Source organism: Microbacterium meiriae, from assembly GCF_032364335.1.
In the GTDB taxonomy this organism is placed as follows: Bacteria; Actinomycetota; Actinomycetes; order Actinomycetales; family Microbacteriaceae; genus Microbacterium; species Microbacterium meiriae.
On record NZ_CP133984.1, the window covers coordinates 272,736 to 296,394 of the forward strand.

26 protein-coding genes are annotated in these 23,659 nt (G+C 69.8%); 12 read left to right on the forward strand and 14 right to left on the reverse strand.

Features of this window, described 5'->3' with window-relative positions:
* Positions 1-84 precede the first annotated feature (84 nt).
* On the forward strand, positions 85-2,043 hold the full coding sequence (locus tag RI211_RS01260) for a BCCT family transporter (RefSeq protein WP_315638211.1): 1,959 nt from the start codon (positions 85-87) through the stop codon (positions 2,041-2,043).
* 18 nt (positions 2,044-2,061) lie between these two features.
* Here RI211_RS01260 and RI211_RS01265 read toward each other — a convergent pair whose 3' ends face one another.
* Entirely contained in the window at positions 2,062-3,645 is a 1,584-nt protein-coding gene (locus RI211_RS01265) for an SDR family oxidoreductase (protein WP_315638210.1), read from the reverse strand.
* 119 nt (positions 3,646-3,764) lie between these two features.
* Between RI211_RS01265 and RI211_RS01270 the strand changes: the two genes are divergently transcribed.
* Positions 3,765-4,988, forward strand: a complete 1,224-nt coding sequence (locus tag RI211_RS01270) for an MFS transporter (protein WP_315638309.1) — start codon at positions 3,765-3,767, stop codon at positions 4,986-4,988.
* Here RI211_RS01270 and RI211_RS01275 read toward each other — a convergent pair.
* Positions 4,985-5,530, reverse strand: a complete 546-nt coding sequence (locus RI211_RS01275) for a MarR family winged helix-turn-helix transcriptional regulator (RefSeq protein ID WP_232089158.1) — start codon at positions 5,528-5,530, stop codon at positions 4,985-4,987. The two genes, RI211_RS01270 and RI211_RS01275, sit on opposite strands and share 4 nt — an antisense overlap.
* Positions 5,527-5,763 carry a hypothetical protein gene (locus RI211_RS01280; RefSeq protein WP_060921946.1) on the reverse strand — a complete coding sequence of 79 codons (237 nt, stop codon included), beginning with the start codon at positions 5,761-5,763 and terminating at the stop codon, positions 5,527-5,529. The genes RI211_RS01275 and RI211_RS01280 overlap by 4 nt, the downstream gene beginning before the upstream one ends.
* 128 nt (positions 5,764-5,891) lie before the next feature.
* Between RI211_RS01280 and RI211_RS01285 the strand changes: the two genes are divergently transcribed.
* Together RI211_RS01285 and RI211_RS01290 are read left to right on the forward strand one after the other, a co-directional pair.
* On the forward strand, positions 5,892-6,338 hold the full coding sequence (locus RI211_RS01285; RefSeq protein WP_315638209.1) for a MarR family winged helix-turn-helix transcriptional regulator: 447 nt from the start codon (positions 5,892-5,894) through the stop codon (positions 6,336-6,338).
* Between the two features lie 69 nt (positions 6,339-6,407).
* Complete coding sequence (locus RI211_RS01290) at positions 6,408-6,734, forward strand: DUF7882 family protein (protein ID WP_187663007.1); 327 nt, start codon at positions 6,408-6,410, stop codon at positions 6,732-6,734.
* Between the two features lie 169 nt (positions 6,735-6,903).
* Here the strand turns inward: RI211_RS01290 and RI211_RS01295 are convergent, their stop codons facing one another.
* A complete protein-coding gene (locus tag RI211_RS01295) occupies positions 6,904-7,656 on the reverse strand; it encodes an SDR family NAD(P)-dependent oxidoreductase (RefSeq protein ID WP_187663008.1) in 753 nt (250 codons plus the stop codon).
* A gap of 192 nt (positions 7,657-7,848) precedes the next feature.
* Here RI211_RS01295 and RI211_RS01300 point away from each other — a divergent pair, with 192 nt between their 5' ends.
* Positions 7,849-8,784, forward strand: coding sequence for a GrpB family protein (locus tag RI211_RS01300; RefSeq protein ID WP_315638208.1), 936 nt, complete (start codon positions 7,849-7,851; stop codon positions 8,782-8,784).
* Positions 8,785-8,805: 21 nt separating this feature from the next.
* Here the strand turns inward: RI211_RS01300 and RI211_RS01305 are convergent, their stop codons facing one another.
* Complete coding sequence (locus tag RI211_RS01305) at positions 8,806-9,534, reverse strand: MFS transporter (RefSeq protein WP_315638207.1); 729 nt, start codon at positions 9,532-9,534, stop codon at positions 8,806-8,808.
* Here RI211_RS01305 and RI211_RS01310 point away from each other — a divergent pair.
* Together RI211_RS01310 and RI211_RS16975 are read left to right on the forward strand one after the other, a co-directional pair.
* Positions 9,445-10,323: an RHS repeat-associated core domain-containing protein gene (locus RI211_RS01310; RefSeq protein ID WP_486187812.1), complete on the forward strand. Its 879-nt coding sequence runs from the start codon at positions 9,445-9,447 to the stop codon at positions 10,321-10,323. The two genes, RI211_RS01305 and RI211_RS01310, sit on opposite strands and share 90 nt — an antisense overlap.
* Before the next feature lie 414 nt (positions 10,324-10,737).
* Positions 10,738-11,277 (forward strand): arginase family protein, encoded by a 540-nt coding sequence (locus tag RI211_RS16975; RefSeq protein ID WP_410505942.1) that lies wholly within the window; start codon positions 10,738-10,740, stop codon positions 11,275-11,277.
* A gap of 50 nt (positions 11,278-11,327) precedes the next feature.
* On the opposite strand, the gene RI211_RS01320 is transcribed toward RI211_RS16975, so the two are convergent.
* Positions 11,328-11,918: an NAD(P)-dependent oxidoreductase gene (locus RI211_RS01320; RefSeq protein WP_315638204.1), complete on the reverse strand. Its 591-nt coding sequence runs from the start codon at positions 11,916-11,918 to the stop codon at positions 11,328-11,330.
* Between RI211_RS01320 and RI211_RS01325 the strand changes: the two genes are divergently transcribed.
* Positions 11,830-12,513 carry an NmrA family NAD(P)-binding protein gene (locus RI211_RS01325; protein ID WP_315638203.1) on the forward strand — a complete coding sequence of 228 codons (684 nt, stop codon included), beginning with the start codon at positions 11,830-11,832 and terminating at the stop codon, positions 12,511-12,513. The genes RI211_RS01320 and RI211_RS01325 overlap by 89 nt on opposite strands.
* Positions 12,514-13,465: 952 nt before the next feature.
* On the opposite strand, the gene RI211_RS01330 is transcribed toward RI211_RS01325, so the two are convergent.
* Entirely contained in the window at positions 13,466-14,095 is a 630-nt protein-coding gene (locus tag RI211_RS01330; RefSeq protein WP_315638202.1) for a LysE family translocator, read from the reverse strand.
* Between the two features lie 62 nt (positions 14,096-14,157).
* Here RI211_RS01330 and RI211_RS01335 point away from each other — a divergent pair, with 62 nt between their 5' ends.
* The 3 genes from RI211_RS01335 (at position 14,158) to RI211_RS01345 (ending at position 16,989) form a co-directional block, all read left to right on the forward strand.
* Positions 14,158-14,562, forward strand: a complete 405-nt coding sequence (locus RI211_RS01335) for an ArsR/SmtB family transcription factor (protein WP_315638201.1) — start codon at positions 14,158-14,160, stop codon at positions 14,560-14,562.
* A 1-nt stretch (position 14,563) separates the two neighbouring features.
* Positions 14,564-15,541 carry an SRPBCC family protein gene (locus tag RI211_RS01340; RefSeq protein WP_187663010.1) on the forward strand — a complete coding sequence of 326 codons (978 nt, stop codon included), beginning with the start codon at positions 14,564-14,566 and terminating at the stop codon, positions 15,539-15,541.
* A 95-nt stretch (positions 15,542-15,636) separates the two neighbouring features.
* On the forward strand, positions 15,637-16,989 hold the full coding sequence (locus RI211_RS01345) for a flavin monoamine oxidase family protein (protein WP_315638200.1): 1,353 nt from the start codon (positions 15,637-15,639) through the stop codon (positions 16,987-16,989).
* Here the strand turns inward: RI211_RS01345 and RI211_RS01350 are convergent.
* From RI211_RS01350 to RI211_RS01375, 6 genes are all read right to left on the reverse strand, one after another.
* The gene (locus tag RI211_RS01350; protein ID WP_315638199.1) at positions 16,980-17,678 is read right to left on the reverse strand and encodes a Pr6Pr family membrane protein; all 699 of its coding nucleotides are present in this window, start codon (positions 17,676-17,678) and stop codon (positions 16,980-16,982) included. The genes RI211_RS01345 and RI211_RS01350 overlap by 10 nt on opposite strands.
* A gap of 139 nt (positions 17,679-17,817) precedes the next feature.
* A complete protein-coding gene (locus tag RI211_RS01355; protein ID WP_187663012.1) occupies positions 17,818-18,204 on the reverse strand; it encodes a DoxX family protein in 387 nt (128 codons plus the stop codon).
* Between the two features lie 28 nt (positions 18,205-18,232).
* A complete protein-coding gene (locus tag RI211_RS01360) occupies positions 18,233-18,982 on the reverse strand; it encodes a ribonuclease H family protein (RefSeq protein ID WP_315638198.1) in 750 nt (249 codons plus the stop codon).
* Positions 18,983-19,085: 103 nt separating this feature from the next.
* The gene (locus RI211_RS01365; RefSeq protein ID WP_315638197.1) at positions 19,086-19,307 is read right to left on the reverse strand and encodes a hypothetical protein; all 222 of its coding nucleotides are present in this window, start codon (positions 19,305-19,307) and stop codon (positions 19,086-19,088) included.
* Between the two features lie 104 nt (positions 19,308-19,411).
* A complete protein-coding gene (locus RI211_RS01370) occupies positions 19,412-19,723 on the reverse strand; it encodes a protealysin inhibitor emfourin (RefSeq protein WP_187663015.1) in 312 nt (103 codons plus the stop codon).
* Entirely contained in the window at positions 19,698-20,768 is a 1,071-nt protein-coding gene (locus RI211_RS01375) for a M4 family metallopeptidase (RefSeq protein ID WP_315638196.1), read from the reverse strand. The genes RI211_RS01370 and RI211_RS01375 overlap by 26 nt, the downstream gene beginning before the upstream one ends.
* A 215-nt stretch (positions 20,769-20,983) precedes the next feature.
* On the opposite strand from RI211_RS01375, the gene RI211_RS01380 reads away from it, so the two are divergent.
* Positions 20,984-22,501 (forward strand): SDR family NAD(P)-dependent oxidoreductase, encoded by a 1,518-nt coding sequence (locus RI211_RS01380; RefSeq protein WP_187663018.1) that lies wholly within the window; start codon positions 20,984-20,986, stop codon positions 22,499-22,501.
* Positions 22,502-22,583: 82 nt separating this feature from the next.
* On the opposite strand, the gene RI211_RS01385 is transcribed toward RI211_RS01380, so the two are convergent.
* Positions 22,584-23,657, reverse strand: a complete 1,074-nt coding sequence (locus tag RI211_RS01385; protein ID WP_315638195.1) for a sensor histidine kinase — start codon at positions 23,655-23,657, stop codon at positions 22,584-22,586.
* Between the last annotated feature and the right edge of the window lie 2 nt (positions 23,658-23,659).

Consider the following 23,659-nt stretch of genomic DNA (forward strand, 5'->3'; position numbering starts at 1 on the left):
TCGCGCGGGATCAGGCGCTCTCGTGCGGGAGCGCCTGATCCCCCGCGTTCGCCTGAGCCCGCGCAGGTGGAAAGATGGTCTCTCATGGACACGCCTGACGAGAAGCCCGCCGAACGCTCCGCAGGATCGACCCGTCCGCGCACCGACGCCGTCGTGACCGGGACGCACCGCCAGGCCGCGAAGGCCTCCGAGACCGCGCGCAAGATCGTCCGCGACATCACGACGGTCCCGCCGCGTAGCGTGCACCCGGCGCTCGTCCCCGGGGTCTCGGTCGAGGAGACGGGGCGCACCTACCGCACGGACCCGCTGGTCTTCGGCGTCGCCGCCGCGTTCGCCCTCGCCTTCATCGCCTGGGGCGTGTTCGCGGGGGACAACCTCGCCGGCACGACCAGCACGGTGCTGGCCTGGGTGGTCGAGTACTTCGGCTTCTTCTTCACGACCATCGCCACGATCATCCTCGTCTTCATGCTGTTCGTCGGGTTCAGCAAGTACGGGCGCATCCCCCTCGGCCGCGACGACGAGGAGCCCGAGTTCTCGATGTTCTCGTGGATCTCGATGCTCTTCGCGGCGGGCATGGGCATCGGCCTGGTGTTCTGGGGCGCCGCCGAGCCGCTGACGTTCTTCGAGAACCCGCCGCCCGGCACCGTCGAGGCGAACACCCTCGAAGCCATGCACACCGCGCAGACCCAGGTGCTGTACCACTGGGGCCCGCAGGCCTGGGCGTTCTACGCGCTCGTCGGCGGTGCCATCGCGTACGGCGCCTACCGCCGCGGTCGCACGCCGCTGATCTCGTCGATCTTCGCCCCGCTGCTGGGCGAGAACCGCACGACGGGTCCGGTCGGCCGCACGATCGACATCTTCTCCATCATCGTGACGCTGTTCGGCACGGCCGCCTCGCTCGGCCTCGGGGCGCTGCAGATCGGCCACGGCGTCGAGATCGTCAGCGGAGCCGGACCCCTCGGCAACGGCATCCTCATCGCGGTCATCGCCGTGCTCACGGCGTGCTTCATCGCCTCCGCCGTCTCCGGCGTCTCCAAGGGCATCCGCGCGCTGTCGAATATCAACGCCGTGGTCGCCATCCTGCTCGCGTTCTTCGTGTTCTTCGTCGGTCCGACACTGCTGATCCTCAACGTGATCCCGTCGGTCGCCGTGCAGTTCCTCGGCGACCTGCCGACCATGATCGGCCGCTCCGCCTCGCAGGGTGAGGCCGCGCAGGCCTTCCTGTCGAGCTGGACGATCTTCTACTGGGCGTGGTGGATCTCGTGGTCGCCCTTCGTCGGGATGTTCATCGCGAAGATCTCGCGCGGCCGCACGCTCCGTCAGTTCGTGTCGGTCGTCATCGTGGTGCCCTCCGCGATCTCGCTCGTGTGGTTCGCGATCTTCGGCACCACGGCCATCCAGCAGCAGATGGACGGCGCGGGCCTCGTGGTCGACCCGCCGGAGGAAGTGCTGTTCGGGGTACTGGAGAACCTCCCGTTCCCGCTCGTGACCAGCATCGTCCTGATCATCCTCATCGCGATCTTCTTCATCACCGGCGCCGACTCCGCCTCGCTCGTCATGGGCACGCTGTCGCAGCAGGGCCGCCCGGAGCCGTCGCGCTGGGTCGCCGTCGTCTGGGGTGTGCTCGTGGGCGTGATCGCCGCCGTGCTGCTGGTCAGCGGGGCCGAGGGCAGCGGACTGCAGTCGCTGCAGAACGCGACGATCATCGCGGCTCTGCCGTTCGCGATCATCATGGCCTTCATGATGATCGCGTTCATGAAGGATCTGCGGCGCGATCCGCTGATCCTGCGCGACCGGTATGCTCGCGCCGCCGTCCGGCACAGCGTCATGGCCGGGCTCGAGGAGTACGGCGACGACTTCGCCCTCGTGCCCGTCGAGTACGACCACTCGGAGGACGACCTCGCCTGGATCGACGAGGACACCGTCGACGACACGCTCGCCGAGGTCTACGAAGCGGCGACCGAGGCGATCGACATCATCCCGCCGGCCGAGGTGGACGCCGCCGTCGAGGCCGCGATGGACGCCCCGGCAGACAAGGACTGAACGCGAGAGCTCAGGCGCTCACGCCGGGTCAGGCACTTCCGCGCGGAAGGCGCCTGAACCGGCGTGATCGCCTGACTCGGCGGCCGCGGTGATCCGTGCGGCCATGCCGGAGAAGATCAGTCCGTGGAAGGGCAGCACGGCGAGCCAGTACAGCCGGCCGAGGAGGCCGCGGGGGAAGAACACGGCGCGCTGTTCGTAGCGGGCGCCCTCGCCGTCGGGCACCGCGCGCAGTTCGAGCCAGGCCTCGCCCGGCACCTTCATCTCCGCGCGGAGCCGCAGCAGATGGCCTTCCTCGGTCTGCTCCACCGCCTCCACGCGCCAGAAGTCGATCGCATCCCCGACCCGGGCGGCGGTGCGGCTGCGGCGTCCGCGGCTGAGGCCCACGCCGCCGACCACGCGGTCCATGAGCCCCCGCACCGCCCAGAGCAGTGGCGACGAGTACCACCCGTTCTCCCCGCCGATCCCGAGGATGACGCGCCACAGCTCCGCGACGGATGCGCGCGTCGCGACCGACCGCTTATCCGTGAAGACGGTCCGTCCCGCCCAGTCGGGGTCGCTCGGCAGCGGGTCGCTCGGCGCTCCGGACACCTCGGCGTCCTGCCAGCTCGTCTCCACGGCGTCCGCGTCCACCCGGCCGAGGGCCAGCGCCACGGAGCGGCGATACGGCGTGAGGCCGCCGTCGGGCCGCGGGATGAGTGCGTCGACGGCGTGATCCTTCATGATGCACTCGTTCTGCAGCGAGGCCACCAGGGGCCGGGCGATGGAGCGCGGCACCGGCGTGACGAGGTTCACCCAGTGCGACGCGAGCTCCGGCGTCAGCACAGGGAGTGCCGCGATGGCGCGCTGCCGCAGTCCGGCCTCCACCGCGTACCCATTCATCATCTGGCCGTAGCGCAGCACATCCGGTCCGCCGATGTCGACGGCGCGATTCACCTGATCGTCGACCCGTGCCGCCCCGAGCAGGTAGTGCAGCACGTCGCGGACGGCGATCGGCTGGATCCGGTTGCGCACCCACTTCGGCGCCGGCATGTACGGCAGCACGTCGGTGAGGTGCCGGATCATCTCGAAGGACGCCGAGCCGGAGCCGATCACCACGCCCGCCTGCAGAACGAGGGTGGGCACCCCGGACTCCAGGAAGATCTCGCCGACGTGGACGCGGGAGCGCAGGTGCGGGGAGAGCTTCACGTCGTCCGGGTGCAGGCCGCCCAGATACACGATCCGCCGCACCCCGGCTCGGGCAGCCGCCGTGGCGACGGCGGTGGCGGCGCGCTCGTCGCTCTCCTCGAACCCCTTGCCGGCCGACATGGAGTGGATGAGGTAGTACACGACATCGACGTCGTCCACCGCGGAGGCCACGGCGTGCTCGTCGTCGGCGGACCCCTCGAAGATCTCGCACTCCTCGCCCCAGCCGAAGGAGGCCGCACGAGCGGCATCGCGCGCGAGGACCCGGACCCGGTAGCCGGCGTTCAGCAGGCGCGGGGTCAGGCGGCCGCCGATGTACCCGGTGGCGCCGAGCACGAGGGCGCGGGGTGCGGAGCCGTCGTCGCGGGGGACCGCCCGCAGGGCGTCTTCGCGACCAGTGGGCTGGGTGAGCTCGCTCATGCTCCGAGCGTAGATCCCGGGGCCGACACGGGGAACGGGCTTGCGGCCGCAGCACCGCGCCGTCACGACACGCTCGCGGGCACCCCCGGCGACAGGGTACGGTCGTATCCGTGACTTCCATCGAATCGATTCGACGAGCGCCCGCGGACCGCGCCACCCGCCGCGCGCGCGTCGCCGTCTCGGCGCTGTTCCTCACGAACGGCGCCCTGTTCGCGAACATCCTGCCGCGGTACCCCGAGATCAAGGCCGCCCTCGGCCTCGACAACCTCGGCTACGGTCTCGCGCTCGCCGCCTTCCCCGCCGGCGCGATCGCGGCCGGACTCCTGGCGGCCACGCTGATCCGTCGCTTCGGGTCGGCGCGCATCGCGGTCATCGGCACCGTCCTCACGAGTCTCGGTCTGCTGTCGGCGGCGCTGTCTCCGACCGGCGTCCTCTTCGCGATCGCGCTCTTCCTCGGCGGTGCCTCCGACGCCATCACCGATGTCGCGCAGAACGCCCACGGCCTGCGCGTGCAACGGCGGTACGGGCGCTCCATCATCAACTCCTTCCACGCCATCTGGTCCATCGGCGCGGTGCTCGGCGGAGTGATGGCCGCGGGCGCGATCGCGCTGCAGCTTCCGCTCGCCGTCCACCTGGGGATCTCGACCGCGGTGTTCGCGACGGTCGCCCTCGTCGCCCTCCGCTTCTGCCTGCCCGGCCGTGACGACGAGACGGAGGAGGACGCCGTGGCGGAACCAGAGGAGATCTCCGGCGCCGTCCGTCGCGGCATCCCGGCGCGGACGGTGGTGGCCGTGATCGCCCTGACCCTCATCGCGATGGCCGGCGCCATCGCCGAAGACGCCGGCAACTCGTGGGCCACGCTCTACCTCGGCGACTCCCTGGGGGCGGCAGCCGCGGTCGCGCCGCTCGGGTTCATCGCCCTCGTCGGCGCGCAGTTCGTCGGGCGTCTGCTCGGCGATCCGATGACCGACCGCTTCGGACAGCGCTGGGTGGCGCGGGTCGGCGGCCTCATCGCCGCCCTCGGGATGACCCTCGCTCTGCTGTTCCCGAGCGTGCCCGGCACGATCCTCGGGTTCGCGGCTGTCGGCTTCGGCATCGCCACCCTCATCCCCGCCGCGATGCATGCCGCCGATGAGCTCCCGGGGCTGCGGCCCGGTGTCGGGCTCACCGTGGTGTCCTGGCTGCTCCGGCTCGGCTTCCTGCTGTCGCCGCCGTTCGTCGGATGGCTGGCGGAGACGCAGAGCCTTCGCGCAGGGCTCGTGGTGGCGCCGGTCGCGGCGCTCGTGGCGGTGCTGCTCGCCGGCTTCCTGGACAAGCGGCGCCCGCGGAACGCGTTGGACTAGGCCGGCTCGTCCACGAGGTCGGCGCCGCTGTGCACGGCGTCCGCCTCGGCGGCCTCCTGGATCGCGGCGGTCATCCCGACGAGGAACCGCATCACGACCACGCGCTCGTCGTCGGAGAGGTCGTCCACGAGGGAGAGCATCCGGCGGTGCATCGCCCCGAGCGTCGCCCGCACCTCGTCGTCGCTGCTCACGGTCGGCACGACGATGCCGGCGCGACGGTCGGTGGGGTGGGGTTCGCGGCGCGCGTGCCCGCCCTTCTCCAGCCGGTCGATGAGTGTGGTCGTCGACGCCGTGGAGATGTCCAGCGTGCGGGCCAGGTCGATCGGGCGCACGATGCGTCCCGCCTTCTGCTCGCGCAGCAGGAACCGGAGGGCGACGAGGTCGGTCTCGTTCATCCCCATGGACGCGCGCGTGCGGGCGCGCATCGCCGTCTCGGCGCTGCGGTAGCGCCGCAGCATGTTGAGCACGTCGACCGTGGTGGCGCGCTCGCTGTCGGGGTACCAGTACCCGGAGGCGTGGAACTCGCCGGTGCTGTCGGTCACGCGACCTCTCCTTCGTCGCTGGAACCGGCCTCCCGCTCGAGCATCTCCATCGCGCCGGTCTCGACCTCTGCAGGGACGATGCGCAGGAGCCCACCCGTGATCGCGTCGGTCTCGGCGCCGATGATCTGCTCGATCCGGCGTCGCGAGACGGAGGGGAAGAGCTCCTCCAGGCGGGCGAGCAGATCGGCGTAGCGGATGTACGACGCCTCCTCGAGACTCAGTGGCTCGGGCATGGCATCCTTTCGGGGGCAGGGTTCCATCATCGCACCTCCGGAAGTCCTGATCGCCCCCGAATATCGCTAGTCAGCCTTACTGTCAGGCAGTCGAGGTACCATAGGAGGCGGGGAGGGAGGATCTCTGCATGGGGAACATCAGTACCGACGTCACGACGTCCGCGCTCGCGCGCGACGTCGACGACTTCCGTCGCGCCGACGCGCAGCTGAACCGCCGTCTCGCCGCCCGCCGCGAGCCCAACGATACCGACCGCGCGGCGATGCACTTCATCAGCACGGCGCCCGTCGAGAAGCCGGTCACTCCCCGCGATCTCGCCACGTACCTCGGCATCAGCACCGCCGCCGTCACGAGTGTCGTGCGACGGATGTCCGAGCGGGGGCAGATCGTCGTCGCCCCGCACCCCCTGGATGCCCGGTCCAAAGTTCTCCGTCCTTCGCTCCGTGATCTGCACGGTCACGGGGATGAGCTCACCCAGCGGGTCGCCGCCCTGGAGGAGGAGTTCTCCCCGGAGGAGGCCACGGTGATCTCCCGCTTCCTGCGCCGTCTCACCGACGAACTCGGCGACCTTCCCTGATCGATTTGATTTAACTAGTTAAACTAGTAAACTATCCTCGTCCAGGTTTTCTGCCACGAGGAGAAGAACATGGGAACCCTCACCTACGCGAACCTCGCCGACCCGATCGAGATCGACGACGAGCTGCTCGCCCACCTTCGCGCCGCCACCGTGACCAAGCTGCGGCGCAACGAGCCGTTCGCGCTCACGGTGCAGACCGGCGCCGACCGCACCGAGACGCTGTGGATCCACGCGTCCATTCCGATCCGCTTCGTCGTCGAGACGTCGGTCACCCTCCAGCGGCCGCTGCTGGCCCGCCTCATGCAGGCCGCGGGCTCGACCGGCGGACTCGACCTCACCGACCCCGAGCTCTCGCTCGATGCGATGTCGCGCGAACTGCACGCGATGTCCGCCTGATAACGGAGGGGTGCACAACCTGCCTCATCGCCTCGGGATCCTCTTCAAGGGCTCTCGGATTCCCGGACGGTGACGGCTACGGCGAGAACGGAGCGGGGGCTCTGGATCGCCGACCGCGGCATCCGGCCGCCGGGATTCGGGTTCCCGGCAGCCGGATGCCGTTTCTTCGTCAGAGGGCGGTGTAGCCGCCGTCGACCAGGTGGTAGCTGCCGGTGATGAAGCTGGCCGCGTCGCTCGCGAGGAACACCACGAGGTTCGCCACCTCGTCCGCCTGGCCGAGGCGACCGATCGGGTGCTTCGACACGAGGAAGTCCTTCGCCTCGTCGCCCATGTTCGCCAGGAGCGGGGTGTCGATGAAGCCGGGGCCGACCGAGTTCACGCGGACGCCCTGCGCCGAGTACTCCAGAGCGGCGGTCTTCGTCATGCCGACGACGCCGTGCTTGGCGGTGACGTAGGCGGGGGAGCCTGCGAAGCCGACGCTGCCGAGGATCGAGGCGATGTTCACGACCGAGCCGCCGCCGTTGGCGAGGATCGACGGGATCTGCGCCTTCATGTTGCGGAACACCGCGTTGAGGTTGATGGCGATCACCTTGTCCCACGCGTCTTCCTCATAGTCCGCGGTGGGCGCGGTGGCGCCGCCGATGCCGGCGTTGTTGACGCCGATGCGGAGCGGGGCGAGCGAGTTGGCGAGCTCGACCGAGGAGGCGATCCAGGCCGGGTCCGTCGCGTCGCCGACTGACGCCTCCGCGGTGCCTCCGGCGGCGCGGATCTCCTCGACGACCGCGTTCGCGTTCTCCGCGTTCAGATCGTTCACGACCACCGCCGCGCCGTTCTGCGCCAGCAGCAGGGCGACCGAGCGGCCGATGCCGCTGCCCGCTCCTGTCACGATCGCCGAGCGGTTCGAGACGTCGTACTGAGCCACTTTCGGGCTCCTTCCCGGGCGGGCGCGGTGCCGGGAGATCTTCTCGGACGGTCCGTCCTTCCCTCCAGCCTACGCCCGGAATACCGGTGTGGATTCATGTGAATGGAAATGCTCGGCCGCCTGGCTACGCTGTGGGGACCGTCTGCCGCGGGAGTGCCGACTCCGGCGGGACGAATCCGGAGGAGGCGACCAGTGGATCCGCTCGCAGATGAGTCCGAAGGCTCTCCGGGGGCGGACGCGTTCTCGCCCCTCGCCCTGGTCGTCGTCGGGGAGGATGACGGCGTGGTCGTGCGCCGTCTGCGTGCGGTGCGGCCGGATGCGGTCGTGACGGGTCTCGGGCCCGTCGATGCGGCCACCGTGGCGCACGCCTCCGCGACGGCGCATCTCGTGCTCGGCATCGGCGAAGTGACCGCCGGCGCGTGGTGCGACGCGGCTATCGCGGAGGGCGACGAGGACGGCCTGTCCCGCTTCCTCGCCCGAGCGGCGGAGGTCGAGGAGCGCCGGAGGGCTCGGCGACTCCCTCCGGACACGCCGCCGATCCTCGAGTCCTGGTCGCCGCGCTGGGCGGTGGATGCGGCCCGCCTCGGCGCTCGGATCGCCGCGGCATTCGACGGTGTCCCGGTGCGCGTCGATCACATCGGCTCGACGGCCGTGCCCAGGCTGCGCGCCAAGCCGATCATCGACCTCCAGGTGGGGGTGCGCGACCTCGCGGACGCGGATGCCGCGGAGCAGCGCCTCGGGGACGCCGGCTTCGTGAACGTGCAGCGCATCGTGCCGGACGCGCCGGGCGTCTCCCGGGACAACGCGCGGACGGGCGGCGACCCGGACGAGTGGTCGAAACGCCTGTTCGCGAGCGTGGACGCCAGGGGCCGGGCGATCGTGCACGTGCGACGCGTCGGGGCGTCGAACTGGCGATACGCCCTCCTGTTCCGAGACTGGCTGCGGGCGGACCCGGAGGCGCGCGACGAGTATGCGGCGCTCAAGACCGCGCTGGCCTCCGCGCACCGGGGCGACCGCGACTTCGACGACTACGCGCGGGCGAAGGACCACTGGTTCGACCGGGCGCAGGGGGAGATGGAGGCCTGGGCGCGAGCGACCGGGTGGGTGGCGGGCGGCCGTGGGGCGTGAGTGCCGCGGAGAGGTCCGAGCTCATGACGCAGGGCGAGGCTGCTCCTCGGCTGCGGGATCGCTGTGCTCCGGTGCCGCGTCGTCCGAGTCCTCGGGGTCATCGACATCCTCGCAGGGCTGAAGACCGCGCCTGAGCGTGGCACCCAGGCATAGCAGGACGAGAGCGACCACCCCGGCACCGACCAGGGCAAGCCGGGGGCCGGCCACCGCCACGATGATGCCGGCGGAGAGGAAGACAAGGATCTGGATGACGTTCTCGGCCATCTCGTCGAGCCCGCCGATTCGCCCCAGGTGTTCGTCCTCGACGCTCGTCTGAAAGAGCGAGGTGACGGCGACGTTGTAGGGCGCGTTGACGAGCGCGCTGATACCCACGCCGACGAGGAGGACTCCGATGTTGGGTGCCATGCCCATCACGAACTGCGCGACCACGAAGAAGGCGAGGCAGACAAGGAACAATGGTTTGACCTTCACCCACTTCACGAAGATCCCCACGAGCAAAGCAGCGACGACCGCAATCAGTCCGTTCCACGACAGCACGATTCCGAGGGTCTCGACGGGGAGGCCGAGTTCGTCGTCGAGCAGGAAGATGAGACCGAAGGAGTTGACGCCCGCAGTGAACGTCACGCCGTAGGAAGCGACCAGCATGCCGAGCGCGAGTCGATCCAGACACTCACCTTCAACGCCGCGAACCAGGTCACCAACACCGGATTCACCTACGACGGCACCGGCAACCTCACCAAAGAACCGCAAGCCGTCTACACCTACAATGGCGCTCAGCAGATGACGAAAGTGAGCAACAGCTCCGGCGACTTCGACTACAAGTACGCCGGCACCAACCAGACTGAGGTGCTGCAGCAGGAAAGCAACTCCCGCACCTACAAGCTCGTGTACGGCCGCACCAACCAGGTCGGACTTCCCGTCGTCGAGCAAGTCCAAGCAGGAAACAGCACTGCCTACATCGAGAACGACCCCGTCACCGGCGAACCCCTCATGCTCCGCAGCTCCGCCGGCGTAGAAACGCTCTACGTCTATGACGGCCTCGGTTCCCCCGTCGCCATGCTGACCGACTACGCCACACGAGCCTATGCCTATAACCTCGACCCCTTCGGCACCGCCGTCCTCACCGCAGGCGGCACCGGCAACGGCGTCGTAGAGAACCCCTTCCTGTTCAAGGGCGGCATCCAAGACCGCGCCACAGGTTGGATCCACTACGGCAACCGCTGGTACAACACCACGCTCGGACGCTGGACCCAACAAGACGCTCTCGATGTGCCGCTCGACCCCACCAACGCCAACCGCTACGCCTACGCCGGAGCCGACCCGGTGAACAACATCGATCCATTGGGTTTGGTGAGCTGCCAGAGCGGCGTAAACCGCTCAATCGCAAGCGCCGTCCTCGTCGGGGTGAGTTTTGTCGGGCTGCTCGCCGTGGGTGCGGCAGCGTCGCCCTTGGTGGCGGGCGCTATCGCGGCAACTTCCTTCGCGTATGGTGTTGCCCGAACGACTTACTACATAGGAGATGCAGCCGCCTCATGCTGAGAGGATTAGCCAAGTGGGCATGGGCCCTTATCCCGGTCGCGGTAGTTGCGGCAGTCGTTCTGGTTGTCAACAGCCCTGACCCCGGCGCGGCCATCCTTGACCTCATCTGGGCGGGGGTGGTGATAGGCCTCTTGGTGTACATCAGCGTCAGTGCGCGCCGAAAAGCCCCCGGTCCCGACAAGGATTCTTTGGACGAAGAGCAATAGCCTTCGAGCTCCAACTTCCTGGTTCGACAGGTGCGTGGTGATATCCGACCCTGCGGAGCTCGCTGGGCCGTCGATGGCCGGCGGTTGCTCTAAGATCGGCTCTTCCTGTATCCCACAGGAACTTTTCGACGCAGTACGCCTCTGTCTTCGGGCCAGCTAGGATCCCCTTGTGAGTGCGCTAAATGCGACACCCCGGCGTGAGGATGCCGTGCGGGACGACGCCCGCTTGATCGCGTGCTGCGCCCAGATCGAACCTTCACCGAGTTGCCATGCGAGCTCATATCGCCTGGCGGCTGGGGCCGCTCGCCGCCACGACAGGAACCGGGCACCTATCCCCGGATTTTGCGCTATCCCCGAGGAGGACGCCCTCCTGATCGGCACACGGAATCTCACGGATGCGCAGCGCACCAACCTCCGCGACTTGGGCCTCACGATGCTCGGACCCCGGGATTCCGCCGGCACCGAACCCCTCACCGCGCCGGACACCCTCGCTCGCCGAGCCGACGTGATCCATCTCCGCATCGATCTCGACGTGTTCGATCCGTCCATCTCGCCGGCGAGTGTCTGCGTTGCGTCCGGTGGGCTTCATGCACGAGATGTTCAGGCCGTCGTCCTTCGCGCATGCGAGCGCGTGCCCATCGGCTCCCTCACGCTGGCCTTATATGATCCTGCATTCGACCCTGAGCAGCGCCTCTGTCGGACCGCTCTTGATCTGCTGCGATGCCTTCCGGCGCACGCAGGCAGCTGACTCACGCTCCGCCGTCCTGGGTGGAAGCCAACCGCGAGCCGCGAGCAGCCTCAGTGGTCGGTGACGAAGGGTGCCATGCGCTTGTATCCGCCGTCGGCCACGGCGGTGGCGATGAATCGCGCGAGGTTCGCGCGGGTGAGTGTCGTGCGACGACCGGAGACGTGCGGGTCGACGTCGACTTCACTGAGTGGTCCGTTGACCAGCCGGGGCACGCGGACCAGCGTCCAGTCGAGTCCGCTGCGCTCCCAGGCCCCGTACTCGGCGATCTTGTCCTTCGCTAGCTCGCCGCCCAACCGGTTCAGCAGCCAGGAGATGACCTTGTCGCGCGGTCGTTTGCGGTCTCCGGGCAGCGTCAGTCCCGCGACGCTGATGCCGACATAGCGGTTGATGCCGGCGTCTGCCATCGCCGCGGTCAGCACGCGTGCGGTGTCGCGCAGCAGGGTCGTGTCTTTGCCGACAGGGCCGAGCGCGGACGCCATCGCTGCAGTCCCCTCGAGGGTGCGAGCCACCGCATCGGCGTCGCGACTGTCCCCCTCTGCGGAACCCGAAGCGATGCGTCGGGCGCTCGAAGGATGCGACCGACTCTTCCTGATGCGGCCACCGCCAATCGAGGACGTCGAACGGTATCTCTTCCCCCTCATCGATGCCGCGATGGCGGTGGGTATCCGCCAGATCGTCTTCCTGTCCCTGCAGGTGGTCGAGCACAACAAGGGCGTCCCGCACTACCGCGTGGAAAAGTATCTGGAGAAGGTCGGGGCGCCCTTCACCTTCCTCCGGCCGAACTTCTTCATGCAGAACCTCTCCACCACCTACCGCGACGACATCCGAGATCGCGACGAGATCTTCCTCCCCGCCGGGCATGCCTTCACGGCCTTCATCGACGCCCACGACATCGGAGCCGTCGCCGCCGCCGTCCTCACGTCAGCCGGGCACCTCCGGAAGAAGTACACCCTCAATGGGGAGCAGTCGCTCACCTACCGCAACGTCGCGCGGCTCCTCTCCGACGTCCTCGGCCGACCGATCCGCTATGCCAGGCCCAGCGAGAAGGAATACCTCACTCGCCTCGCCGACGAGGGCTACCCGCGGGACTACATCGACGTGCAGCGCATGATCTACCGGGTCGTCCGCTTCAACATCTCGGCGTTCCCGAACCGCGCGGTGCGGAAACTCACCGGACGCCCCGCGACGACCTTCCGCCAGTTCGCCGAACGCGAGCGCGCGGTATGGGAGCGATGACTCGGCGCCCTCTCTAGGCCCCACCTTCGGGCGGCGTTGGCGCGTCTGTACCTCGCATTTCCCGCGGGAGAAGAGCGATCACCCCGAGCTTGGCCCCGAGCCGCATGAACGAGCGTCCTGGTTCTCAGCGTGTGAGCATGAGGACACCGACCAGGGTCGCTGCCGAGGCCCCGACCAGCGCGAGCCACCCCCACCAACTCCCTCGCGGGGGTCTTCCAGTTCCGGGAGATATGCCTAGTTGAGCGCGGATCGCGTCCGCCTCCACCTCGAGTTCCTCGGAACGATCCTGCAGGTGAACGGGGGCGCCACCCGGCCATCGCATTCGGTCGCGAGAGATGCCCTCGAGTTCGTGTCGGAGCTCCTCCAGCCGGCGATGCAGTTCAGCTCGCTCTTCGGAGTCGATCTCTTCGGGACGTTCAGGAACGCTCATGGTGTCAGCACGCTACTACCTTAATTCCGGCGGGGAACGCCTTCCTTTCGGAGATGCTGTCGGAGCGTGGCTACAACACCATGGCTTTGGGTAACGCCGTCGGCACCTTCGACACCGACGCCACGGGGGTTTGCGTGGCGAGAGTGAGCGGTCCCGAGAGGGCCGCATCAGCGTGCCCCCGGGCCATGGCGAACAGGCGGCTCCCGCCTTACGTGACCACCACCGATGCGCCTGTTGCCGATGAGCCGACGACCGAGCCCAGCCGGTCGCCGACCGTGTCTTCGAGAGCTTGGACACCGCTTGAGGAGGCCTCGGCCGCGGTCGGGTGGAGGAGAGCGCTCACGAGAGAGAGTGCGGCCGCGGTCGTCACTCCGCGTCGCGTGCGGGTTCTGTTGTGCACACGGGAGGCGCTGTGAAGTGTAGTCATGAAGGGGAGCTTTCAATCGGAGTCGGGATTGCTGTCAGGGTAGAACTGCCGACGGCAGCCGGGCGCGGGACGGGGCTGCAGGCATGGGTCGAGAATCAGTGCACCCCCGTGAGCGCAGGAAGGGCCATCCAGACAGCAACGCCGACGAGCGTCACAGCGAAGAAGTAGTCCAGCCATTTCTTGGACCTCTCACCGTGAAAGAGCGCAGAGAGCCCCTGGCCAGCCAGAGTCCAGACGATGAAGGCGACCAGATTGTTGAGTGTGAAGATCACCGAGATCGCCAGGACCGCCCCCACGCTCTCACCCAGCGGCGGACGGAGGAACTGAGTGAACATCACCGCGATGATGTAGTACGCCTTCGGATTCAGCAGCAGAACTACGGCGCCCGACCAGAAGCCGACGTTGCGGGCGGCCTGCGCCGGGTCAGACGCCTGCGCCTTCCTGGCCGAACGGAAGAACTGCCACGCCAACCAGAGAACGTAGAGACTCCCCAACGCGGCCAGGACCGTCGCGACCGCGGGGTGACGAAGAACGGTGGCACCCATCCCCAGGCCGACAGCCACCGTTACGAAGAGCGTCGCAACGTGGTAGCCGAATAGGGCCGGAACGGCTCCTCTCAGGCCCCGGGCCGCGCCGATCCCCGCGAAGAACACGTTGCCCGGCCCCGGGCTGAAGGCGAGGGGAAACAGGAACACCAACAGCGCGACGACGCTCGCCACCGTCACGGCACAGGCTATTGACACGAGGCTCTTGACACGCTCCCGACGCGGGTCTAACGTACAACCAAATGGTTGCACAAACGGAGTTGAGCGAAGCGGAGGTCGACCGTGTGTTCCACGCACTGGCGACGTCGACCCGGCGGGACATCCTGCGCCGGACGATCGAGCGGGAGCAGTCCGTCTCGACCCTCGCCTCCGAGTACGAGATGTCGTTCGCCGCGGTCCAGAAACATGTGGCCGTGCTCGAGGCGGCGAACCTCATCATCAAGCGCGCCGAGGGACGCGAGCGGCTCGTCCGCGCGAACCCCGAGATGATCGCCCGCGCCAGGGCGCTCCTCGCCCGATACGAAGAGCTGTGGCGGTCGCGCATCGCCCGGCTCGACGATCTCCTGGCCGAGCCGTCCCCGCCCGCGGGGAAGCCGGCCCCCACCGACCCCACCAGCAGTCAACGCACCGAATCGCAAGGAGACTGACATGCCTGTCACGGACATCATCACGGATGCCGAGAACCTCACCATGACCGTCGTCGCCGACCTCGCCGCGCCCGTCGAGCGAGTCTGGGCCGCCTACACCGACCCGCAGCAGCTCGAGCGGTTCTGGGGTCCTCCCGGCTGGCCGGCCACCTTCACGCAGTGGGACCACACCGTCGGCGGCCGAGCCGTCTACACGATGAACGGTCCCCGCGGGGAGAAGGCCTCCGGCACGTGGGAGTTCCTGGAGATCGACGCGCCGCGCAGCTTCACGGTGCTCGACTCGTTCGCCGACGAGGACGGCACGCCAGACGCGAACCTCCCCTCCATGCGCATGACCTTCACGTTCGAGCCGACGGCAGAGGGCACGCGCATGGTCAACACGAGCCACTTCACGTCCGCCGAGGCGCTCGAGCAGGTCGTCGCGATGGGCGCCGTGGAGGGCACCCGGATGGCCATGGCCCAGCTCGACGCCGTGTTGCAGGACCTCCGCGACTACGCCCAGGGCAAGGGCACCCGGGTGGAGCTGCTGGACGACACGCACGTGCGCATCACCCGCCTCGTCGAGGGTCCGCGCGAGCTGGTGTGGCGCGCCCACTTCGAGCCCGAGCTCATCCGGCAGTGGATGCTCGGCCCGGACGGGTGGGAGATGACCGAGTGCGTGTCGGCGACCGAGGTCGGCCAGTCGTACCGGAACTCCTGGGCGCCCGTCGGCGACACGGAGGGTGAGCCGTTCGGATTCGAGGGGGAGGCGCTGCTGATCGACGCCCCGAAGCGCGCCGTCACCACCGAGCGGATGCAGGGCATGCCGACCGAGACGCTCAACGACCTCAACCTGTACGAGGAGGACGGCGCGACCCTCGTCACGGTGCTCATCGAGTACCCCGACAAGGAGACGCGGGACATGATCCTCGCCACCGGCATGGCCGACGGCATGGAGGCCTCGTTCGCGCGGCTGGAGCGGGAGCTGCTGTCCGTCTGACGCCCCGGCACTCGCGCCGGAACAGGCGGTTCTCGTCCAGAGCCGCCTGTTCCGGCGCTTCTGCCTGTGCGAAAGCGGGATAAAGTGGCGGCACGATGAGGATCACGCGCCGTACCCTGCTCCTCGGCGCCGGTGCCGGTGCCGTCTCGGTGCTTCTCGCCTCCTGCACGCCGGAGCCGGAACCGACGCCGACCCCCACTCGCACGCGCGAACCGGAGCCGCCGCCCGGTGTTCCGGCCCCGAGCGGCAGTATCCGCAGCACCTGGACCACCGACCCCTTCGCCGGGGGTGCCGCGAGCTTCACTCCCGTGGGGGTGCTCGCCGCGACCCGCACGGCGCTCGCGCAGCCCGTCGACGACCGGCTCTTCTTCGCGGGCGAGGCGACCGACGACGAGGCGCCGGGGACCGTCCGCGGCGCTCTGCGGTCGGGCCGCCGTGCCGCTCGGGAGCTCACCGTCGCTGCGGAGGACGGCGAGCGGGTGGCCGTGATCGGCGCAGGGATCGCCGGGGCGACCGCCGCCGCGCAGCTCGCGGAGGACGGCCTGCAGGTGACGGTGTTCGAAGCGCGCGACCGCGTCGGCGGTCGGATCTTCTCCCGCACGGGCGACGACTGGCCGGTTCCGGTGCAGCTCGGCGCGTGGCTGTTCGGCGACGCCGACGCGGAGCTTCTCGATGCGATCGACGAGGAGGACATGGACCTCGTCGACCTCGAGGGGGCGCGGTGGCGCTCCGCCGAGGGCGACGTCGACCCCGCGGATCCGCAGCCGGTGGAGGCCGCGGTGACCACGGCACAGGCCGCCCCGCAGGACTCCTCGGTGGCGGACGCCCTGGTGGCGGCCGGCATCGACCCGGAGGATCCCGCGACCGCCGCCCTCCTCGCGCTCCTCGCCGCACGCACGGGCGCCGACGCCGCCGACCTGTCGAGCTGGTTCGCCCCGCCGCTCCCCGACGCAGCGCTGCAGGGCGTCGGCGACGATCTGACCCCGTTCATCGAGAGCACCTTGGACGGGGTGAAGGTCGGGCTGAGCTCCCCGGTCACCCGCCTCGCCTGGGACGACACCGGGGTGAGTGTGCGCCTCGGCACCGGTGAGGCTCTCTCCTTCGACCGGGTGCTGCTGACGGTGCCGCTCGGGGTGCTGCAGGAGCAGGGAATCGAGTTCGATCCGCCGCTGCCGTTCGACAACCGCGGCGCCGTGTCCGCGCTCGGCATGGGTGCGATCGAGACGGTCTGGCTGCGGTGGGACGAGCCGTTCTGGGACGGCGACGAGGCGATCTGGCACGCGGTCGGCGAGGACATCGCGATCCCCACGTGGATCAACCTCCGCCCCTCGACCGGCGAGAACGTGCTCGTCGGGATCGTGGGCGGTGCGGCCGCGCGGGACTTCGCGGAGCTCGGGGAGGCCGAGGCCGTCGAGGCGGCGCTCGGGTCGCTGGCGCTCTACGCCTGAACCGTCTCACGTGCGGCCTCGGCCGGGGCGCTGTCCTCGGGCGGCGGCTCCGTACGAGCGCCGTCCCACGGGTCCGGCAGGCGGCTGATGAGCACGAGCGCGGTCGCCACGGCGGCGAAGACGGCCAGCGCGATCGCGCAGGAGACCGTGAACTCGACCGGACCGCTCACCTGCCGCGGGTCGAGGAAGTAGTACGGGTACCAGCCGATCAGCGGTCCGCGGATGAGTGTCGCGACGCCCCACAGCACCGGGTAGGCGAGGGTCACCGGGATCACCCGCCACGGCACCGCCCGATGCCCCGGGGCCAGGGCCCAGGCCGCGACGGTCACCGCGGGCAGCCAGAAGTGCAGCACCTGATCCGACCACGGCACGTCGATGCGGATCCCTCGGACTCCGGCCTGCCAGACCAGGATCGCGAACACGAGTCCGGCGGTGATCGTCCAGGTGAGCACGAGGGCGAGCGCCACGGTGAGCCACCGCGGATCGCGGGCTCTCCGCAGCGCGAGGACTCCGGCGATGGTCAGGAGGACGACGAAGGCGATGTTCGACTGATTGGTCAGATACGCGAAGAAGTTCTGGCTCGCGATGGTGTTCGACGCGAGTCCCCACGCGAGGCGGTGGATCAGCGCGATGAGGCAGACGGCGGCGGCGGTGAGCCGGAGCAGGCCGAAGACGGTGCGCTTGTTCACCGTCGCCTCGTCCTTTCCGCCATCCGCCGAGTCTACGGAGCGGACCCGTGCTCACGCCGCATCAGGCCCCCGCGCAGGTTCAGGCGCGGGTGAGTATGGGGGCCTGTTCTCGCGGGAATGCCTGTTCTCGCGGGGTCGGTCAGCGCCGCGGGGCGCGCGTGGACCACAGAGCCAGCGCGATGAGGGCCGGCTGGAAGAACAGACGCACGAAGCGCTTCATATCGGTGTCGAGGCCGAAGCCGTCGCGATGATGCATCCACTGGGCCACGTTGCCGGGGAACACCGCGGCGAAGAAGAGAGCGGCGACGGTGCCGACCGAGCGACGGCGGCGACGGGCGAGAAGGAGAGCGGAGCCGAGTGCGACCTCGGCGACGCCGGACGCGAGCACCGTGGTGTCCGGATCGAGCGGCAGCGATTCCGGCACCTGCGCCTGGAACTCCCCTCGGGCGAACGTGAGGTGGGAGACGCCGGCGAACACGAGCGAGGCGCCGAGGAAGATCCGGCCGATGGTGCGGGGAGTCGACATGGTGCGAGTGTACGCCCCGCGCTCTCCGTCAGATCAGGCGGCGGAGCGCTTCTTCCAGGGTGATGCCCTGCGCTTCGGCGCGGTCCCGGAGGCGGGCGTGCTCGTCGGGGGACAGCGGGACCTGGAGCACGATGGGGTCGTCCTGGGCGAGGTCGAGTCCGTCGAGGAGGTCTGAGGTCTCGGCCCACAGCGGCTGGGCGAAGTCCGCCTCCGCGACGGGCGCCGAGGTGCGGGACGGGGCCGCGGAAGTGGGCGATGGTGCAGCGGCCGCGGCGACCGGTGCAGAGGCCGCGACGGCGGCTCCGGCGTCGGTCGCGCGGGTGAACCCGGGGCCTCGCCGCGGCTCCTGCTTCTGCTGATAGGCCTTGGCGGCGGCGTTCGCGCGCTCGTCGGCGGCCTCGTTCAGGGGGTGACCGGCGTGGCCCTTGACCCAGGAGAACTCGACGTCGCGACCGCGCATGGCCTCGTCGATCCCCTCGAGGAGGTCGCGGTTCAGCACGGGCCCGCCGTCGGACTTCCGCCAGCCGCGACGCTTCCATCCGGGCATCCACTTCGTCACGGAGTCGATCACGTAGCGGCTGTCGCACTCGATGAGCAGCTTCTCGTCGGTGCCGGCCGTCGCCTGGAGCAGCTCGAGGACGGCACGGAGCTCGCCCTGGTTGTTCGTGCCGTGCGGGGAGCCGCCGGCGGCCCAGTTCGCGTCGTCGATGTACCAGGCCCAGCCGTTCGGGCCGGGGTTGCCCAGGGCGGAGCCGTCTGCGGCGGCGGTGATGGTCATCCGTCCACCGTATCGCTGGCCGCGGACGGACTTTCGCGCCGCGGTCGCACGGAATCCCCGGGAACCTGCGACGGCAGCGGGAAACAGCGACGCCGTGCGGGCGTCAGTCCTCGGGGTCGGCGTTCGCGGTGCTCTCGGCCTCGGGAGCGGGCGGGGCGACCGGGAACACGATCGAGCTCACCGAGGAGGGGGTGTCGAGGCCGAGGGTCAGTGGGTCGAGCGCCGGCGCGGCGTCGAGCGTGTCTGCGGCCGAGGTCTCGAGAGGCTCAGAGGGGAGTCCCCACTGCTTCTCTTCTTCCTCGGGTCGCTGCTGGAAGAGTCCCATGCGTCCATTGTGGCCCCCGGTCGGCGCGAGGTCGCCGTTTCCCACCGAGGTCGCAGGGATCCGGCGGGCTCGTGCGACGGGAGTGCGAATCTGCGACCGCGGGCTCACGCGTCGCGAGCGGCCTCCCGCACGGCATCGACGAGGGCGCGCCACGGACCGTCCACGGCGGAGTCGGGCAGCTCCCGCTCCCGGCGCTCGGACGGGGTGCGGGCGCGGATGCTCCACACGAACCGGTCGGCCCCCGGCTCCGTGTCGACGTCGTCGTCCCAGGGGCAGCTGTCGATGAGGCCGATCCATTCCTCGGCGTCCGGCGGCTCGGCCTCCACGCGCCACTGGCGACGGATGCCGGCGAGCCCTCCCGAGCGCACGACGGCGATGACGACGGGGGCGTCAGGCGGCGTCGGGTCCTCGGTCATCCTCATAGACTCCCACGGTCGTCCAGGCGCGTCGAGCCGCGGCGACCGTCTCCTGATCGACCGTGGCCGCTGCGGCGACCGTGGCGTCGGCGAAGTCCGTGAAGTTCGCGGTGCTCGACAGGCCGCCGGTGAGCGCCCGGTACCAGACCGTGCCGGCGCGCTCCCAGGCGTTGCCGCCGAGGTCGAGGGCGAAGAGGGCGAAGGCGCGGTTCGGGATGCCGGAGTTGATGTGCACGCCTCCGTTGTCTTCGGTCGTGCGCACGAACCCGCTCATGTGGTCGGGTTGCGGGTCTTTCCCGAGTTCATCGTCGTCGTAGGCCGTGCCCGGCGCGATCATGGAGCGCAGAGCCGACCCCTCCACGGCGTCGGTGAAGATCTCCGCCCCGATGAGCCAGCTCGCCTGGTCGGCGGACTGCCCCAGCGCGTACTGCTCGGTCAGGGCGCCGAACACGTCGGCGACGGACTCGTTCAGTGCGCCCGGCTGACCCTGATACTCCAGGTTCGCCGTGTGCTGCACGACGCCGTGGGCGAGCTCATGCCCGATCACAGTGAGCGAGCCGGTGAAGTGCTGGAACACCTCGCCGTCGCCGTCGCCGAACACCATGCGCTCGCCGTCCCAGAACGCGTTGTCGTAGTCGACGCCGTAATGGACGGTCGCGTCGAGGGGAGTGCCGGCGTCGTCGAGCGAGTTGCGGCCGAACGCGGAGAGCAGCATCTCGAACGTCGCGCCCAGGCCGTCGAACGCCTCGTTGACGGCGGTGTCGGCGACCGGCTCGTCGTCTTCCGTGCGGACCACGGCCCCCGGGAGCTGCTGCGTGTTGCCGGCGTCGCTGATCGTGCGGTTCGGCGCATCGGAGAGCTGCGCGACGAGGTCGCCGTTCTCGTCGATGGAGAGGTCGATGCGGGCGCGGAAGGGCGGGCGCCCGGCGGTGAGCGTCTGCCGGGCGGCGGCCGCGGCCTTGGGGAAGCGACCCGACTCGGCCAGGCGCGCGAGCAGGTAGGAGGGGACGACGCCGGGGTGCGGGAAGGATTCTGCGCTGCTCATGCGTCGACCCTACGCCGGGGATCGGACAGAGCAGGAGACCCGCTGCCGTTCCGCGAGGACGGCGGGAGCCATGGCAGCGGTGGCCGTGCGAGTGCTAGTCGGCTGATTCGCCACGGGAGGCGCCGGGTCGGCGACGTGCCCCGACGATGAGCAGCACGATTCCCGGCACCCCACACGGCAGGAGACCCCCAGGACTGTCGCGTAAAATCGGCCTAATGACCGACGCGCCCGACGCCACTCCCGACCTGGGCCCCGGCATCGACCCCGACGACCTCGCCACGACGCTGCGCGTCCTCGCCGAGCTGCACACGATCGACAACGAGCACCCCGACTTCGTGGCCGTGCGCCACGCGACCGCGGCGATGTTCAAGGCGGTCAAGCGCGTGCGGCGCAAGGAGATCCGGGACGCGATCGCCGAGGCGGACAAGGCCGTCGTGGCTCGCACCGCCACCGGCGCTCCCGACCGCATCGACGACGAGACGCGCGGCAACGATCTCGCCACGAGCGTGGTGGACGCGCCCATCGCCGGCGAGCTCCTCAAGCCGCGCAACTGCTACATCTGCAAGCAGCCGTACACGCTCGTCGACGCGTTCTACCACCAGCTCTGCCCTGACTGCGCGCGGTTCAGTCACGGCAAGCGCACCGCCCGCACGGACCTCACCGGCAAGCGCGCTCTACTCACCGGCGGCCGCGCGAAGATCGGCATGCACATCGCGCTGCGCCTCCTCCGCGACGGTGCGCACACCACGATCACCACCCGATTCCCGCGCGACGCGGTGCGCCGGTTCTCGGCCCTGCCGGATGCGGGCGACTGGCTGCACCGGCTGCGCGTGGTCGGCATCGACCTCCGCGACCCGGCCCAGGTGATCGGGCTCGCCGACTCGGTCGCCGCGCAGGGGCCCCTCGACATCCTCATCAACAACGCCGCCCAGACGGTCCGCCGCTCGCCGGGAGCCTATTCGCTGCTCGCCGACGCGGAGCTCCAGCCGCTGCCGGACGGCCCGCTGCCGGAGATGGAGACCTTCGGGCACACCGTCGACCCGCACCCGCAGGCGCTGCAGGCCTCGGTCGATTCGCACCCGCTGCTGTCGGTGGCCGCGCTCGGGGGCACGGTCGCAGAGCAGGGGGGACAGGCGCTCACCGCGGAAGACCTCGCACGGCTCGCGATGGCACCGGGCTCGTCCTCGCTGGAGAAGCACGCGGACGGCACGGCGATCGACGCGGGCGGACTCGTGCCGGACGTGAACCGCGTCAACAGCTGGGTGCAGTCCGTGGATCAGGTCGATCCGCTGGAGATGCTCGAGGTGCAGCTCGCCAACACGACCGCGCCGTTCCTGCTCATCAGCCGGCTGCGGGCGTCGATGGCCGCGTCGCCGTCGCGCCGGAAGTACGTCGTGAACGTCTCCGCGATGGAGGGGCAGTTCTCCCGGCGCTACAAGGGTCCAGGCCACCCGCACACGAACATGGCGAAGGCCGCGCTGAACATGCTGACCCGTACGAGCGCGGGGGAGATGCTGGAGACGGACGGCATCCTCATGACCGCCGTCGACACCGGCTGGATCACCGACGAGCGCCCGCACTACACGAAGGTCCGGCTCGCGGAGGAGGGCTTCCACGCCCCGCTCGACCTGGTCGACGGCGCCGCCCGCGTATACGACCCGATCGTGCGCGGCGAGGCCGGCGAGGACATCCACGGCGTCTTCCTCAAGGACTACGAGCCCAGCCCCTGGTGACGCCCGTTCGACTCCGTTCGAATCGCCTGAATGGTTCTATCCGGAGCCGAAACAGGGCGAATCGCGCGATTCGAAAGCCGGGTCAGCCGGGATAGGGGTGCGGGAACCAGACGGTCACGATGAGGCCTCCGCCGGTGCGGGGGGTCAGCACGAGGGTGCCGCCGTGTGTCTGGGTGATGCGCTGGACGATCGCGAGGCCGAGGCCCACCCCGGCGTGCTCCGCTCCCCGCGTGCGCTCGGTGCCGCGCTGGAAGGGTTCGACGAGCGTCGCGACCTGGGAGGCGGGGAGCTCCGCACCGGTGTTCTCCACGACGAGGGCCACCGCGTCCGGGAGGGAGTGCGTGCGCACCGCGACGGCGCCGCCGCCGTCGCCCCGGTTGTGGACGATCGCGTTGGCGACGAGGTTCATGACCAGTTGCGGCAGCAGGGCGGAGGAGCCGAGCACGGTCGCCGGGACGCCGGAGACCTCGACCTCGACCCCGCGGCGGTCGGCGAGCGGGAGGAGGGCCTCGACGGACTCCTCGGCCAGGAGCGACAGGTCGACGAGCGTCCGCGGGAAGGTGCGCTGATCCGCCCTGCTCAGCAGCAGCAGCGCCTCGGTGAGGTCGATCGCACGCGTGTTGACCTCGCGGAGCCGGTCGATGAGAGCGTCGACGTCGCGGTCGGGATCGGTGCGGGCCACGTCGAGGAGCGTCTGCGAGATGGCCAAGGGGGTCCGCAGCTCGTGCGAGGCGTTCGCGGCGAAGCGCTGCTGCTCGGAGACGTGCGCCTCCAGCTGCTCCAGCATGGTGTCGAAGACGTCGGCGAGATCGCGGAACTCGTCGCTCGGTCCCTCCATGCGGATCCGGTGCGAGAGGGAGCCCTGGGCCGCGAGTCGGGCCGCGTCGCCGATGCGGTCGAGCGGGGCCAGCATCCGTCCGGCGAGCAGCCACCCGCCGCCGAGGCCGATCGCGAGCAGGGCGACCATCACCATCGCGGCGACGGGTACGAACACTCGGATCAGATCCGAGCGGTTGGGGATGAAGAACTCGTCGTAGCGGATCTGCACATCCGGCACGTACCGCAGGAGGTAGAGCGCGACGGCCCCGAGCAGCAGGAGGCCGGAGACGACCACGATGCCCGCGTAGCTCAGCGTCAGCTTGAGGCGGACGCTCATCC

Coding starts and splice junctions, on each gene's coding strand:
- RI211_RS01345 (WP_315638200.1), top strand. CDS start 15,637: ATGAGGATCACGCGCCGTACCCTGCTCCTCGGCGCCGGTGCCGGTGCC.
- RI211_RS01365 (WP_315638197.1), bottom strand. CDS start 19,307: ATGGGACTCTTCCAGCAGCGACCCGAGGAAGAAGAGAAGCAGTGGGGA.
- RI211_RS01360 (WP_315638198.1), bottom strand. CDS start 18,982: ATGACCATCACCGCCGCCGCAGACGGCTCCGCCCTGGGCAACCCCGGC.
- RI211_RS01340 (WP_187663010.1), top strand. CDS start 14,564: ATGCCTGTCACGGACATCATCACGGATGCCGAGAACCTCACCATGACC.
- RI211_RS01320 (WP_315638204.1), bottom strand. CDS start 11,918: ATGAGGGGGAAGAGATACCGTTCGACGTCCTCGATTGGCGGTGGCCGC.
- RI211_RS01280 (WP_060921946.1), bottom strand. CDS start 5,763: ATGCCCGAGCCACTGAGTCTCGAGGAGGCGTCGTACATCCGCTACGCC.
- RI211_RS01370 (WP_187663015.1), bottom strand. CDS start 19,723: ATGACCGAGGACCCGACGCCGCCTGACGCCCCCGTCGTCATCGCCGTC.
- RI211_RS01285 (WP_315638209.1), top strand. CDS start 5,892: ATGGGGAACATCAGTACCGACGTCACGACGTCCGCGCTCGCGCGCGAC.
- RI211_RS01385 (WP_315638195.1), bottom strand. CDS start 23,657: ATGAGCGTCCGCCTCAAGCTGACGCTGAGCTACGCGGGCATCGTGGTC.
- RI211_RS01325 (WP_315638203.1), top strand. CDS start 11,830: ATGCGTCGGGCGCTCGAAGGATGCGACCGACTCTTCCTGATGCGGCCA.
- RI211_RS01290 (WP_187663007.1), top strand. CDS start 6,408: ATGGGAACCCTCACCTACGCGAACCTCGCCGACCCGATCGAGATCGAC.
- RI211_RS01355 (WP_187663012.1), bottom strand. CDS start 18,204: ATGTCGACTCCCCGCACCATCGGCCGGATCTTCCTCGGCGCCTCGCTC.
- RI211_RS01265 (WP_315638210.1), bottom strand. CDS start 3,645: ATGAGCGAGCTCACCCAGCCCACTGGTCGCGAAGACGCCCTGCGGGCG.
- RI211_RS01260 (WP_315638211.1), top strand. CDS start 85: ATGGACACGCCTGACGAGAAGCCCGCCGAACGCTCCGCAGGATCGACC.
- RI211_RS01380 (WP_187663018.1), top strand. CDS start 20,984: ATGACCGACGCGCCCGACGCCACTCCCGACCTGGGCCCCGGCATCGAC.
- RI211_RS01335 (WP_315638201.1), top strand. CDS start 14,158: ATGGTTGCACAAACGGAGTTGAGCGAAGCGGAGGTCGACCGTGTGTTC.
- RI211_RS01375 (WP_315638196.1), bottom strand. CDS start 20,768: ATGAGCAGCGCAGAATCCTTCCCGCACCCCGGCGTCGTCCCCTCCTAC.